General features: G+C 51.7%; 8 protein-coding genes. 3 read left to right on the plus strand and 5 right to left on the minus strand.

Features of this window, described 5'->3' with window-relative positions; translation table 11 throughout:
- Positions 1-3: 3 nt before the first annotated feature.
- On the minus strand, positions 4-447 hold the full coding sequence (locus PSCS_RS10715) for a pseudoazurin (protein ID WP_068812101.1): 444 nt from the start codon (positions 445-447) through the stop codon (positions 4-6).
- A gap of 283 nt (positions 448-730) precedes the next feature.
- Positions 731-3,217: a zinc-dependent metalloprotease gene (locus tag PSCS_RS10720; protein ID WP_188619127.1), complete on the minus strand. Its 2,487-nt coding sequence runs from the start codon at positions 3,215-3,217 to the stop codon at positions 731-733.
- Between the two features lie 334 nt (positions 3,218-3,551).
- On the opposite strand from PSCS_RS10720, the gene pckA reads away from it, so the two are divergent.
- Both pckA and PSCS_RS10730 read left to right on the plus strand, forming a co-directional pair.
- The gene (gene pckA, locus PSCS_RS10725; protein WP_068812102.1) at positions 3,552-5,174 is read left to right on the plus strand and encodes a phosphoenolpyruvate carboxykinase (ATP); all 1,623 of its coding nucleotides are present in this window, start codon (positions 3,552-3,554) and stop codon (positions 5,172-5,174) included.
- Positions 5,175-5,224: 50 nt separating this feature from the next.
- Positions 5,225-5,410: a ribbon-helix-helix domain-containing protein gene (locus tag PSCS_RS10730; RefSeq protein WP_068812103.1), complete on the plus strand. Its 186-nt coding sequence runs from the start codon at positions 5,225-5,227 to the stop codon at positions 5,408-5,410.
- A gap of 92 nt (positions 5,411-5,502) precedes the next feature.
- On the opposite strand, the gene PSCS_RS10735 is transcribed toward PSCS_RS10730, so the two are convergent.
- Positions 5,503-7,278: a ShlB/FhaC/HecB family hemolysin secretion/activation protein gene (locus PSCS_RS10735; protein WP_068812104.1), complete on the minus strand. Its 1,776-nt coding sequence runs from the start codon at positions 7,276-7,278 to the stop codon at positions 5,503-5,505.
- Positions 7,278-13,025, minus strand: coding sequence for an MBG domain-containing protein (locus tag PSCS_RS10740; RefSeq protein ID WP_068812105.1), 5,748 nt, complete (start codon positions 13,023-13,025; stop codon positions 7,278-7,280). The genes PSCS_RS10735 and PSCS_RS10740 overlap by 1 nt, the downstream gene beginning before the upstream one ends.
- 222 nt (positions 13,026-13,247) lie before the next feature.
- Between PSCS_RS10740 and PSCS_RS10745 the strand changes: the two genes are divergently transcribed.
- Complete coding sequence (locus tag PSCS_RS10745; RefSeq protein WP_068812106.1) at positions 13,248-14,210, plus strand: helix-turn-helix domain-containing protein; 963 nt, start codon at positions 13,248-13,250, stop codon at positions 14,208-14,210.
- 4 nt (positions 14,211-14,214) lie between these two features.
- Here PSCS_RS10745 and PSCS_RS10750 read toward each other — a convergent pair whose 3' ends face one another.
- Entirely contained in the window at positions 14,215-15,630 is a 1,416-nt protein-coding gene (locus tag PSCS_RS10750; protein ID WP_082866344.1) for a tetratricopeptide repeat protein, read from the minus strand.
- Between the last annotated feature and the right edge of the window lie 13 nt (positions 15,631-15,643).

Here is a 15,643-nt window from a genome sequence, read left to right on the forward strand (position 1 = left end):
GACTTATTCGACGTCAGACAGGTAGTTGTTTAAACGATCCTGGTTTGCCAGAAATTCGCTTTCCAGATCACCCGCATTGGCACGGATTTCTTCCAGGTTTACCGGCTCACCGGCAACGATCACACCCACCATCGCCATCATGGTGTGCGGCTCACATTCGTAGACGTAGACACCTTCTGCATCCAGGGTGACTGTGACTTCCTGGCTCAGACCGCCTTCCCAGGCAGTGGCACCTGCAGGGATAAGACCTTCTGTGGATACGGAATTATGGCCTGGGTTTGTTGGTACGAAACGTACTGTATCACCAACTGCCGCCTGAACAACCGCAGGCTCAAAGACCATTGGACCTTCAGCGCCCATGTTTTTCATTTCAACAACATGCTCTTCAGCATGAACGCTACCTGCCAGCGCCATCGCTGCCAGACCAATTATTACTGGATACTTCATCTTAAAGCTCCTGCTTTAACAAATACATTGTGGATGTAGAATATCACTTACGCTAATGATAATCATTTCTGTTTTTTATTTGTCAACTATGCGGCCAACCGGGATATTCAGGTCGGTATTCAGGGCCAGCGCCAGGGTTTCACCGTATTGTGAAGCCCGGCCATTAGGGAAAGTATAACAAACTGTACGCAGGATGCATTTTGGGGCCAAAAAAGGAGCTGTACCAGAAATTGATATTGAGGGTGTTGCCAGATCGGCACACCCCCTTTACCTTTCCCCTTGATCAGATCGGATCACCCGCAGGCATCTGCAGCGCAGGCCCGGGTACGGTGTTATCAACACGCTGCTGCCAGCGACGAATATCAGCAACCACAGCAGCCTGGTGCGCACTGATGGCATTGCCTTGTCGCTCCAGTCGTCGAACCAGTTTGCCGAGACGATCTGCCAGCACGGCCTTAACCTCTCCGGAGGCTTCATCACTGGACGCCTGAATCATCATTTCATCGGCTGTCACACGCTGTATCGTCCTCAGCAGTTGCAAATGGTAGCCATCATCCGGGTTTGAAACACCAAAGGTGACCTCAATCAGCCGATCTACGACCTCTTCCAGATCCGGATAATTTTCTATGCTGCCACCCATGCTGCCATAGGCAACCAGTCGTGCCATCCGTGCCGGGTGTAACAAGGTTTGTACCGTCAAACTGGCAGAGGCTTCCGCAGCGCCCAGTGGATCGAACAACAACCCGGTACGGCCAGGAAAAGGTTCGCTGGGGTTAAATCGATAGGCTGCTGGCGGCAGCAACTCCAGAATTCTGTCTGGCAATGCCAGAAACTCCGTATCCAGGGTGGATAGCACGGTTTCAAGGGCATCACGCTGCTCTTCACCAGCAATGATCTGAAACGGAATTTGCCCGTCACCACGTACCGCATAGCGATAATCAGCACCACCGATACTTTGCGCAGCGGCATTGAGCTGAAAGCGATGATGCATATACAGCGGCAGCAGCACATCTTCCAGTGTTGATACCGGTTCACCCTCGCGGATATTGGCCAGGCCAAAACTTTCCAGACCAATACGGCGGACCTCAATCTCATGCTTCAAATGATCGACCAGGTTGGAGCCATTGTCCCAGACGCTGGCGTACTGGTGTCCTGCCCCCCGGAAGTTATTGTTATTATGAGCAACAAAGATCAGACCACGATCCAGACTTTCCTGTACGATTTTCGCCAGTTCTTCTTCCTCATCTTCACCGGGTAAAAACTGTTCATAGGAATAGCGCACCGCCAGTTTGTCGTATTCACCAATACGCTGAACGTAAGCATTGGCAAAATCCAGTTCACCATCATCAGTGATCTCTACATAAGGTGCCGGGTAATCCATCACGCTTTCACGATCATAGGAGCTCGCCAGATAATTGTGTGGGAAACCCAGCGTGTGACCCACTTCATGTGCTGACAGCTGACGCACCCGGTCCAGTGCCATGTTAATCGAGGCCGTATTGTTATCCGCGACCGTTTCCAGGTAATCAAAGGCAGGAATCATACCCTGGCCATGCATGTAATCCTGGCGTAAACGCAGACTACCCAGATTGACGTTGCCTTTGAGGATTTCACCGGTACGTGGATCAATGACCGATGAACCATAGGAGTAACCACGGGTACGACGGTGCGTCCAGTGAATCATGTTGTAACGAACATCCTGAGGATCAGCGCCTTCCGGCAATTCTTTCACCTGGAAAGCGTCAATAAAACCGGCTGCTTCGAATGCCTGGTTCCACCAGCTTGCGCCTTCAATCAGGGCACTTTTGATGGGCTCAGGCGTACCAGAATCGACGTAATAAATAATGGGTTCGACAGGTTCGGAACGTTCCGCTTCGGGGTCCTGCTTCACCAGTCGGTGTTTGGCAATCAGGTGAATTGGCATGCCTTCGCCAATACCAGCGGCGTAGTCCATGATGGTTGGCCCGTTTACACCGATTCGGGGGTCTGCAACGCGGGTCTGAAAATCATCATCGGGCAGTTTGACCAGTGAGTGATGTTGACGCAGCGTAATGGCACTTCCGGTAGCTGCGACAGCATTGACCAGGTTGCCAGGATTGCTGCTGGTAAAGGTCAGCTCGACTTCAATTTCGACATTGTCGGGAAAGGCTTTGGTGTTTTCCAGATAGAAAGCGCTGCGGCTTTTATCAAGGGAAAAAGTTCCTTGCCCACGGCTGGCAATCTGGCCAATCACATCGCGCGTGTCCCTGACAAAGAAATCCGTCGCATCGACCAGTACGCTCTCACCCGTGACCGCGACGATATCAAAGCCCCAAATAATGGAGGGTGCAAAGGCATCCTGTACCGCCCGGCGTTCCAGCGGATTATCACTGAGCGCCTGGTAGCGGTAATTGGGTTCTTTCAGGAACACTTTCGGCCCGACTCTTTCCGCCTTCAGCAAATAGGTACCCCTGAGTTGTCCCCGGTCAATACCGATGGGGTTGGAACCCAACCCGGAACCCATGGATACCTGATACAAAAACTCCGTATCAAGCTTGTCGATTTCCCAGTAGAGCTTGCCCGTTGAATCATCCCAGTAGAGGTCAAAATAACCTTCCATGGCACGTTTGCCAGTTACCGTTTCCGCAATGGACGGCAGGGACTGAGCCTGAGCCTGTCCCATAACAACAGTGGCCAACAACAGGACCAATACGGTTGAACTTCGTTTCAGTAGCCGAGACAGGTACCGGCGAGGTCGCAGGTATCCAGGGAAATCACTTGATAGCGCCATCGTTATTACTCTCATTGATTAAATCAGTCAGAAATAAAGTCGAGCAAGAAAAGTGCCAGCCAGATGCTCAATGTATTGACCCTAGAAGTAGCAGCCTGCGCCGCCAAAGTCCACTGCGGAGCAATATGATTCCAGGAGTACGGCCCATTTGTGGGGCACCCCTTGCCCTGTCATTGCACATTTGACGATAACAACACAGCCTTCGGTTGCTGGAGAACAGGCACGTTCATGGTCATTTTGTATGTTAATGAGGTTAACATGTGATCACCCTTTGGTTAGAATCAAATGGAATCGATCCAGCACCGTCACCCACAGCGACCAAGGACCCGACCTCATGCCCAGCACACTCCCATTGCAAGCCCTGCAACGACTTGGCATCCAATCGCCTACTGAAATTCTCTATAACCCGGATTACGAAACGCTGTTCCGTGAAGAAACCAGACCGGAACTGAGCGGCTATGATGCTGGGCGGGTCACCAAATCCGGTGCTGTGGCTGTTGATACCGGTATTTTTACGGGGCGCTCGCCAAAGGATAAGTACTTCGTTAAAGACGATACCACGCGAGATACGCTGTGGTGGTCTGACCAGGGCAACAATGACAACAAGGCCATCACTCCCGAGGTCTGGCAATCTCTAAAAGCACTGGTTACCCAACAGCTCAGCGGCAAACGGTTGTTTGTCAACGATCTCTACTGCGGTGCCAACCCGGCCACTCGCCTGAAAGTCCGCTTTATTACGGAAGTGGCCTGGCAGTCGCACTTTGTCAAAAACATGTTCATTCGCCCCAGCGAGGAAGAACTCCAGGACTTCGAACCTGACTTTGTAGTGCTCAACGGCGCCAAGGTCACCAACCCTGACTGGCAAAGCCAGGGGCTGAATTCAGAAAACTTTGTCGCCTTTAACCTGACCGAGAAAATGCAATTGATCGGCGGTACCTGGTATGGCGGTGAAATGAAAAAAGGCATGTTCTCCGTCATGAACTACTTCCTGCCACAACAGGGCATTGCTTCCATGCATTGTTCGGCCAATGTGGGCAAAGACGGAGACACCGCCATCTTTTTTGGCCTCTCGGGCACGGGCAAGACAACGCTGTCAACAGACCCGCACAGGGCTTTGATTGGCGATGATGAGCATGGCTGGGACGATCATGGTGTGTTCAACTTTGAAGGGGGTTGTTATGCCAAGACCATTAATTTGAATCCAGATCATGAACCTGAGATCCATGCGGCGATTCGCCGTGATGCGCTTCTGGAGAATGTGGCCGTCGATGATGCCGGCAACATTGACTACAACGACGGATCCAAAACAGAAAACACCCGGGTTTCCTATCCGATTTATCACATCGATAATATCGTCAAACCCATATCAGTGGGAGGACATGCCAGCAAGGTTATTTTCCTGACCGCGGACGCCTTTGGTGTGCTGCCTCCAGTGGCCAGGCTGACCAAGGAGCAGGCCCGATATTATTTTCTGTCCGGCTATACATCTAAACTGGCGGGTACCGAGCGAGGCATCACCGAGCCCACGCCAACGTTCTCTGCCTGCTTTGGCGCGGCGTTCCTGAGCCTGCACCCTACCCAGTACGCGGCGGTGCTAAACAAGCGCATGGCCGATGCCAATGCCCAGGCCTATCTGGTCAATACCGGCTGGAACGGCAGCGGCAAACGTATTTCCATCAAAGCGACACGGGCCATTATTAATGCCATTCTCGATGGTTCCATTGAAGATGCCCAATTCCACTCATTGCCCTTGTTCAATCTGGATGTCCCAATAGCCTTGCCGGGCGTCGATGGCTATATTCTGGATCCGCGCCAGACCTATGTGCACCCTGATGAGTGGACCCAAAAAGCAACGGGGCTGGCACAAAAGTTTGTCGCCAATTTCCAGCGCTTTACTGATACGCCCGAAGGGGCAGCACTGGTTGCTGCTGGACCACAGGTCGAGAATATGCCCTGAAACAGGTAGAATGCCGCCGCTTTCGCTAACCTGAGTCAGACGAGGACACCATGGAGAAACGCACAGCGAGATTAACAGTGCTGGTTGATCCCAAAAAGAAGTCAGCTTTTGAAAAACTTTGCGAACGGGAAGACGTCACTCCGTCACAGAAAATCCGTCAGCTGATGCGTGAGTACATTGAGCAGGAACTCGGACCAGACTGGCGGGATCAAGTATTTAATAGCAACGGAGATTAGAAATAAGCTGTCAGTAGAATACACTCTGGTCCGGTAAGCTATTCATGACCAGGCCAGGATGCATGGGTACTGTGGCAACTCTGTGCTGACTGCTAGAAATTCACTTGGACACTCAAGTGGAAATCGCCGTTATCACCTGACACGGAACTGCCACTGTCCTTCAATTGCCAACCCTGTTCCAGGCTGATACTCAGACGCTGCATCCACTGGTAACGAAAGCCTAGCCCAACACTATGCAACTGATAGGTGGACTCTCCGGGTAACTTGTCCACATTCCAGACCGAGGCGTAATCCTGAAACAGATACAGACGGAACTGGTCCATCCCCTGCTCACTGCCTGAAAAACGGTCAATCAGGGAGAAAGCGGGCATCTGCAGCTCCTGACTTAGCAGGTAACCTTCATCACCGATGACCTCGCCTTCTTCATAGCCCCGTACCCGGCCCGTACCACCGCCGGAAAACTGCTCGCTGCCCAGCAAGTTGCCATTGGCCTGCTGGTAAGAACCCCGCAGTTGCCAGTTCCAGCCTGGCAGCACGGCTGTCAGCGGTGTATTGCGGGTGATATCCAGCGTCGCATAGGCATAATCTGACATTGCACCAGCACGTGTTTTAGCAAACGCCTCATCGGAATTTTTACCAAACAGATCGCCTGGTGATGCTGTCACTTTGAGGCGGCCACGGGTGTCACCGTAGGCGTCACGATAGCTGGCCTGATAGGTCAGGCTGCCTTGAAACACTTCTGTCGCGTTATCAACAACGGGTACGATCACGCCGGGAAACAGGAAATCCAGGTTGTTATCACTGTACTTGTAATCCAGTCCTGCCTGTACACTGTGCTGGAAGCTTGTGCTGGTACTGGCAAGATCATGAGACCAGACGCTGCCCAATTGATAGCTCTTGCCTGCCTGGTCCAGCGGTGCCGGCACGTCTCCCTCGATCTCAGAGTATGCGCCAAAGAATGTCAGCATATCAGCATTCCACAGATCCAGCGCCAGGTCACCCGAGATGGTTCGAAAACGTTCAACCGCGGGATCCGTCATCAACTGAAGCGATCCCTGATAGCCACGACCCAGCACATTGCCCCAGTTCATACCGAGAGTCAGCCGTTCTTCTCCTGTGGTAGATGTCCCCTGATTATTGGCACCCACATAAAACCGCCAGGGATTCATCTCCTGTACCTGCACAACCACCTGACTGGTGGCGGGCTCATCCCCCGGCGCAACCGAGAGCGTGGCGCGCCGGAAAGGGTTGGCATTGATTCTGTCCAGGCCGCGACTCAGCGCAGCCTGATCAATGGCATTATCGACCACCAGCGGCAATCGGCGCCGATAGTCCTGCTCGGAGAAATAGTTGGCACCTTCAATTTCCAGTGATGATAGCGCTGAGGGCTGAGCAACCACTTGTACCATACCTTCGCTGATATCCTGGGGTGGCAAGTAGACCAAAGAGAATGGATGTCCTGCCAGGTTCATGGCTTGCGTAACGCCTTGCTCCAGGAGATCGAGCATGGCTCGGGAGATCGGTTGACCGATAAACAGCTCACGAATAACCGTGAGTTCATCATCCGGTAAAACGGTCTCCCCTTTCACCCGTACAGGTTGTGACGAGGATACAGTGGGAGCCTCTTCAATCAACGACGGGTCCGCCACGATAACAATGCCCGTAAACGCTTCCACCAGCACTTCATTGGACAGCTCGCTGGCAGTGACATCAGCAGGCTCCATTGTCGACTGCATAACCTCATCATCAAACAGTTGTGGCACTTCATCAGGCATGGCGTTATTGAGATTCTGGGCAAGCGTGTGTTGCGCAGAGAAAGTAGTCAAAAACATCAGCAGACAGGCTGGTTTCGAATACAACTTCATCATTAAATCTCCACCAACATATCCATGATCGCCATCATACTGGCCGTGCGATCCAGAGATGCCGCCACTTCATCAATTGGATCACCAAAGACCGTAGTGATCATATCTGGCGGTGGTACTTCACTGAAATTAAGGGATCCAGCGCTTTCCCCGGAAACAAGTTGGTTATAAAAAGCCTCCTGTTCGGCATTTTGCACCACCTGAACAGTTCGAGCAGCGCCGACGAGTACCCCAAAAGACACACCGACAAAGACACCGGCAAGTGAACCAGAGCTGATACCAGCTATCATCGCTGATGTAGCCGCACCATAAGCCGCCTGATTCATTCCAACTAGCGACCCCATCAAGGCTGCCACAGCCGCCGACCCTGCCAACCCTGATGAAATTGCGACTGCACCGCCAACCACACCCGCTGTCCCTGCAGCAATCATGGCTGCATATGCTGCCGTGCGCTCAGCCATAAAATCAGCTTCAGCCCCATCAATAAAACTGGTATAAGGGACGTCATTACCCAATAAATTACTCAACGTGGCCCCTGGGTTATTCCGTGCTATTTCTTCCTGCTGCGCCTGCCACGCTGCAGCCCGACTGCTCATATCAGAGATCATGGCATCACGGTTTTCCGTAAACTTGCGATTTATTGCATCAAACAGCCTGCGTTCACCGACACTTAATGCTTCACCATTGGACACACGTGCTTGCATGTCCTCACTAAACCCCACCAGTACCGGAGCCAGTCCACCAATCGCGATGCCTCGTCGTTCCAGTTGTTCGGCATATGCGGCCAGCTCACTCTCAGAGGCTCCCTCACTTGGTTCCTCAGGCATCTCCAGCGTTGCCATAAAATCCCGAATCATGGCATCAGTCACTTCCCCGCCCGTGAGACCGTTTTCTTCGACAATCATTTGAAGAATAATACTGTTCTCACGCTCAGCAGGGCCGAGTGAATCCAGATAGCTGCGGATTTGATCAAGCCCTAACTCCGGGAAATCCGAAAACCAGCGATCCGCGTTACCGTAATAGCGGTCGGCCCGTATCACCTCGATGTTCTGGTTTTGCTGCTCCAGTCGTTCTTCGATGTCCTGGTACAAATCGATGTTGTCCAGCACAACGGCCGTTTCTTCTTTCACCGTGACATCGACATCAACATCAATCGCGTCAATGATGATGTCTCCAACTGTCAAACTGGCGACCTGGATACCAACCACCGTCGGATCGAGTTGATAGTTGGGATTAATCAGTTCCGCCGACAGCTGATACCTGCCAGGCATTTCAACACTCGGCAGGCCATTGATCTGAAAAACTGAGGTAATGGGGTCGACGATACTATTGCTGAGCGTGAATCCATCGTAATAGTTGGGGTGGGGGCCACCGAATTCCTTTCTGAATTCACCGACAAAGTCAGCGGCAATCAGCCTGGGCGTCACATTCAACATGCCTCTGCCATCGACGGTGCCTTGCAAGCGATAATTGGGCGAAGTCAGCGACGCCAGCACGTCGTAGGTACCCACATTCAATTTCGTGGATGTTATCGGTCCAATGTCAAAGATACTGTTAGCAGAATCTCCCGCTTTCAGACCGTCCACCGTTAAGTTGTACTGATCCGAGGGATCATCCCCGTAAGTCACCGTAGTGGGTGACAACGAGGCAGTGATGGGCGCGGGTACGACATATAAGGTGCCTTCTGTTGACACCACTTCATAATTGGGTGTGCCCAGTGTCGCCTCGAGTGAATAGAATCCAACATCACTGGATGATGTCGCGTTAGAGCGAATGGTTTCATCCAGAATGCCAATGTCGCTGGCTCGCTTGAGCCCTTGGACCTGATTTAGCTGAATCGCAGGATCAGCACTGTCACCATATATCCGACTGCTATTTGCCGCATACAGCGTGACCGTTGCGGGTGTGATGGTCATATCACCGGCATCAACGACGATGTTGTAATTCGCATTGCTCGTCGCTGACGGCACAATGGCATCGGTATAAGACCCTGCGTTAGCGAATTGTTCCGGTGCCAGGAAACTGAATCCGCCCAGCACCTGATCCACCGAATCAAAAAAGGCGACACCTGATGCTGATGCTGTAAATTCGGGATTGGGATCACCGTACTCTCGCACCACATCATCGACCACCACATTCAGGTCACGCGGTGCAATCGTTAAACTGCCTTGCGTGATAACGTGACTGGGAATTGAATAATTGACCGAGTTCACTGAATCGATATTGACTGCGTAACGCCCCACTGGAGACGTAACTTGTGCCGTCGTTGAAGCGGCGAAATTGAATGCACTATACACACTGTCGCCATTTTTAAGGCCAGTCGCTTGCAGGGTGAAGCCCGGATTGTCATCACCATATTGTCGACTGGCAGGCACTGTGCTCAGAAACGAAATGGGCGCTTTGGTCACAGTTAACTGACCGTAGTTGTAGTCGATATTGTAATTACCGGAATCGGCAGTGGACGAGGGAATGATACTGTACTGACCTGCATTGCTGCTTTGACTGGCATTCGTACTAAACGACAAGCCAGGCACGGCGGTATTAATCGTGTCACCCGCAACCAGGCCGGTCACAGATGCACTGAAAGTCGGGTTTTCGTCACCGTACTCACGGTTTGCATCATTGGCCGTCACTATCAAGTCTGCCTTATTGACAGTTAACGTGCCAGGCTCGTATGTCACATTAAAGTTTGAATCACTGATACCACTGGCGTATATGGTATAAGTACCCGCCGCCGTCGGTGAACTCGGCTTTTCCAGCACCAGGTCGCTGGCATCTACAACGCTACTGCTATGGCCATTCAGGTTGCTATAAAACAGACCAAAATCCGGCGTGGCTTCACCATAGGTGATATTGCCATTACCTACCCGCAAGGTGATATCGCGAGGATTAACCGTCAGCTCGCCATTGACATAATTGAAGGCGTAATTGCTGGCAGTGGCTGATGAGGGACGGATGGCAAATGTGCCAGCTCCGGTGATGTTATCCGCTACCACCTGTAAGCCGCTAATGACACTTTCATCATCAAATGATGCCAGACCGCTGATAGTGCTGGTTAACGATGGCGTGGTATCCAGATAGGTCATCGAAGCATCATCGGCCCGAATCGTGACCATGCGTCGATCAATGGTCAAAGTACCTGACTGGTAGGTTACGTCATAATCGTTCAATGACGATGCACCTGACGGCGTGATGCTGTAAGTGCCAACGGGAGAACTGGGAACCGCACTGGTAGCGTAAGAGATGTTGAACCCATCAAACAGCGTTTCATCATCACTGCCCTGAAACCCTGAGAAGGAAGATGAAAAACTCGGGTTGTCATCGCCAAAGTCACGTGTCGCATTGTTGGCCGTGACCACGAGCACCTTGTCTGCCGTCACCGTCAATGTGCCGTCGACAAACTGAAAACCATAATTGTAATCGGTTGCCTGCAGACTGCCCTGACCGACAGTAATGGTATAGGTGCCAGCAGCGGAACTGTTATCCGCCGTCGTGGTCAGGCTGGGTATACCGGTAAAGGCCTGTGCTGCGGTATCACTACCGACCAAACCACTGACCTGGTAGGTAAAACTGGGGTTGGCCAGCCCAGCACTGCGAGACAGGTCATCCGCCGTGATGGTGGCTGTTGCCGGCATGCCATACAGAAAACGGTTGCCTGTCGCGGTGATGGTGGACGGTGCACTGGTGCTGTGACGGGTATTGTAGACTGGCGCCCCTGCAAGGCCGCCCGTTGTCGTATTGTTAGGCGTGTCAGAGTAAACCAGATAGCGCCCATTATTCTGTACGGTCAGCGCGCTGGAGCCCGCATTATTGATAAAACTGCCGTCCTGGCTGGCGAGCACGATATTGCCATTATAGCCTGCATTGATACCTGTCCCAGACGACAAGGTCAGATCCCCGGGCGTCACAATCGAAATATGGCCCTGTATGTCTGTGGTAATCGTGCCGCCCACGGTCAATTCACCAAAGCCGTCAACGATATCGATTTCACCTGAAATGGTGCCACTGGTGCTGCTGGTCGTCAGTGTGCCAATCCGGTTACCCGCATTGTCTGCCTCGTAATTACCCTGAATCCCGCCACCCAGCGTGGTGATGTCCAATGTACCGACATCCAACGTACCTGCCAGGTTGACGGCACCTGTTCTCCTAGAGTTAATCGGCTCCAGGTTTATGCCGGGCGGCGCCGCGTCCGGGTTTTGTCCGGTTTGCAGGGTGCCCGCAGTGATGGTGGCCGAACTGGCCAGATTGATGCTGGTCGAGTTGGAGAAATCATAGGCACCTGCCAGCAAATTGACCCTACCCGTGCCGGCATCGACATTTGCATTGACAAGAATACGGCTACCCGCTTTCAAGGTCAGGCTGTTACCCGATGTCCATCCCAGTGCACTATTGACCTCAATATCGCCTTTAGCCCCTGTATTGCTATCGCCATAAGTGGAGGCATTAATGATCATATTTGCTGAAGCCAGGTTGTTTTCCAGCACGGTGGTATTAAACACACCGTTGCCCTGGTCATCGGTGGCATCGCTGATCACGGCAGTTTCCGGATCCAGCAACAGGGTGCCCACACGTCCTTGTGTTGAGCGCAAATCTGCCAGGCCTGTGTAATTCAATACTTTCTTGCCAGACACCTCGACGAAAGCACCATCGCCAGCGGCGGAACCGGATTGGCCATCAACACGCCCAGCAAAATCGGTCTGAACATCCGACCAGACAATCGCTTCACCGGCGGATTGATTATCAGCCTGAGCTGAGACATCGATTCTGCCCGACTCAGACACACTCACATAATCAGCCGTTGGCAGTTCACTGCCCTTGCCCTGAAAATCGCCCCCGATACGAACGTCACCACCACTGCCGTCAGCGTTGACCGCGGAAATAACACCGCTGTGCTGAATCATGCCGGATTCGGCCGTCAACAGGACTCGGCCACCCACGTTTTCAACACCACTGGCGCGAACCACGCCCTGCTGGTTGATACCCAGTTGATAGACATCACCGCCGGCCGCTTTCAGCTCGGCCTGGGCCGCTTCGACCAGACCGCTATTGATTACGCCAGTTTCAAGTTCTGCCTCAAGTGACCGCTGGACACGAATACGCTGATCGCCTTCTGGCATGAAAAGCACGTCCTGACCAGCGACCAAACCAGCCATGCCGGTTGGCGCAGTGATCTCACCCTGGTTGTCGACAATCTGGGCAACCAGAATGGCATCGCCATTTTCCGCCGTGATACTGCCCAGGTTCACCACAGCCGATTCGCTGCTCCCCAGGAACTGCAGATCACCACCATTGAGAAAATCCTGGTCAGAAACATCCAGGGTGGACGCAATAAATTCTGCTGCATTGATTTCAGCATTTTCCCCAACCAGCACGCCGTTGGGGTTGATCACGTAAACTTTTCCCGTGGCCTGTAGCGCACCGAGTAATTCACTGGGATTCGCACTGGTGACTCGGTTCAGAAGGGTGGCGTCCGGACTGTTTTGCAGGATTCTGACCAGTTCATCGGCTGAAATCGAAAAATCATCCCAGTTGATGATGCCCAAGTCAGAGTACTGATTGATCAGTTGCTCATTCGCAAACGATTGGATATCAATATCACCAGCGACGATGCCTGCGCCAGTGGGTAAGGCAGACGCTGTATTATGGAGGAGTGGTGCACAAACAATAGAGCAATTTATCAGATATACCAGCAGTCGTTTTCGCGAGTTTTTTCTGTCTAATGAATCGAAACAACTATCTGGAATTGACATGGCACCTACCCTCAAAGCACTGGTCTTCGGTATGCTAGGGAGGAGACACCAGAAGCTCAAGCAAAGGGATTTATAGTTTCAGTACCAATTTATGCGCTTTACCAACACACTGACTTTTCTGTGATTTAACCATCATTCTTGATGCTGGTGTGTTATCGACAGGCAAGGCTCAATCCGTTATCTTGTAAACCGATTTAAAGGAATATCAGCAGGACGCGTGATATGAGCACTACCGGCAAGACAGGCTACAGTCAATCCAACGCCCTATGGGATTTTCAGACAGACAGTTTCACGTTGCCTGACAATGGTGGCCTGGGAAGGCTGCAAAAATTTCGATTCCGCAATGATTTAGTTTTTTATCGATCCGAATTTCGTGTCGATTCTGATTGTGTGATTGATACGATAGCTGAAGATGATTTTTCGTCTTCGCTCAGTAGCAGCATGCACGTGGTTGGACGTTGCAGCTATCTCTCTCCCGACGGCAGTGAGATAAAAGTAGACAGCAAACATGCCACGTTACACCGGATCAAAGATATCCATACAAAAATTCAGATACCTGGCAATCAGATCATCAAGCACATTGGGGTATCATGTCATCTTGATTCGCTGCATGAAATGCTAGATTCCAGGCTGCCCGGTGCATTGAAGCATTTTGAGAGTTTCGGTGATGCCCGGATCATTTCCGCGAAAATTCCTATTACCTCCCGTTTCAGAAAATTGCTGACCCAGGCATTTACCACACAGGCCACCAATCCTATTCATAAAATAAAGCTGGAAAGTTTGGCCCTCTCGATCTATGCCGAAGTACTTGAAGGCTACACCACCATGCAGAAAAACGACAAAAGCGTAGTGGCTGCATCGCCCTGGGAATTAAATCTTCTGGAAGAAATTAACGACCACATCAAGAACAATCTCAACCAACCTTTGGGCACAGAGATGCTGGCAGATCAATTTTTATTGTCGCCAAAAAGACTGGCTTCCCTCTACAAAGATCAATTCGATTGCTCTATCAGGGAAGCGATTAAAAGTGAGCGCATGAAACGGGCATTTACGTTGATCAATGACAAAGGACTGACCGTCAAGGAATCCGCCCACCTCGTTGGCTATAATCACGTCAGTAATTTCACCAAGGCCTACCGGGATTTTCACGGTGAAACCCCGGGACGTCCCCGTTACAACAAGTAGGGACTTAACTGCGGTTACGGACAAGACTTTCCAGCGAGCGAATATTTGCCATGATATCCGCACGATTGGGGCTGCTGCGCACAATCTGGCGAAGCACCCGTAATGCCTCTTCGTAATTCTGGCGATCAATTTCAAGCTGGGCACGCCCAATCATTGCTCTTTCCTTGAACATAGGCAGCGCCTCGGCTCGCACATAATATGATAATGCTGCATTGGCCCTGTCCTGATCCCGCAACACTGAGGCCAATGTCAGCAGCGCTTCGCCATTGGCGGGGTCACGCATCAATGCCTCCTGTAGCTGTTCATTCGCATCCTGAAGTGCATCCCGACTAAGCGCAACCTGTGCACGATAGACATCAAACCGTGACGCCATTCGATCTGGCAGAGACACATCACTGTCTGACAGCGATGACATCAACCGATCCAGCCCCTCCCAGTTCTCCTGCCCTGCCAACCATGCACCAATTTGATCAATCGTCTCCGCGCCACTACCGGGATCAGATTCCATTAGTGCGATCATATTTTCAGCGAGCAGACTGACGGCTCTGGTCGGACTGCCAATCTGGATATGGAGTTGCGAAGCAATGACGAGGTTAGCCGGAGCAACTTCTCCCAACGCAATAGCCTGTTCCATGCTGCTTAGTGCCTGCATTTCCCGTTCCTGATTGAGCGCGATCTGACTGCGCTGCAACCAGAGGTCCTTGTTATCAGGGTCTGACTGGATCATTTCCTCCAGCAATCCCTGCGCCTGGTCATAGGCATGGCTATTGATCAATGCATAAAGTAACCCCTGACGCCATTGATTGTTTTCAGGCGCCATGAAAGTCGCCATCTGATAACCGGCTATGGCGCTGGCTGCATTGCCCAGTTCCAGATTGGCAAAGGCCAACTGACCATAAAGCTGCGCATCTTTGACACCAAGCTCAATGCTGCGCGTTAAATGTAATCTCGCCTTTTCATACTGTTCACTAACCAGGTAAACCATACTCAGGCTGCGATGAGCCATGGCCAGGTCCGGCATTAATTCCAGCGCCGACTGTAATGCGCTCTCGGCCTCTACGGTACGGCGAAGATTTAGTAAAACCTGACCTCTTAATAACCTTAAAGCTGTACTATCCTCACTGATATCACGATTGTTAAACGCTTCAACAACAGCTTCATGATCCCCGGCAGACAGCAAAGGCTGAATGACACTGGCGAACTCACTTTCGCTGCTGTCCAGTGTGGCTTCCGTTTCATGCAATGGATAGTTTTCCAACAGAAACTGCCATTGTGGCTCAGCCAGTTCAAATTGCACCTCTGCCGCCAGCAAGTTACCGGACATGCTGGTAAGCATACACAGCATCAATGTTGAGCAGACATGGCTGAATGTGCGGCGCGTGATGGCAGGAACTTTTGTCAGTGAATACATTTTCCACATACACTATTTCATC

Source organism: Pseudohongiella nitratireducens (assembly GCF_001642735.1).
Classification (GTDB): Bacteria; Pseudomonadota; Gammaproteobacteria; order Pseudomonadales; family Pseudohongiellaceae; genus Pseudohongiella; species Pseudohongiella nitratireducens.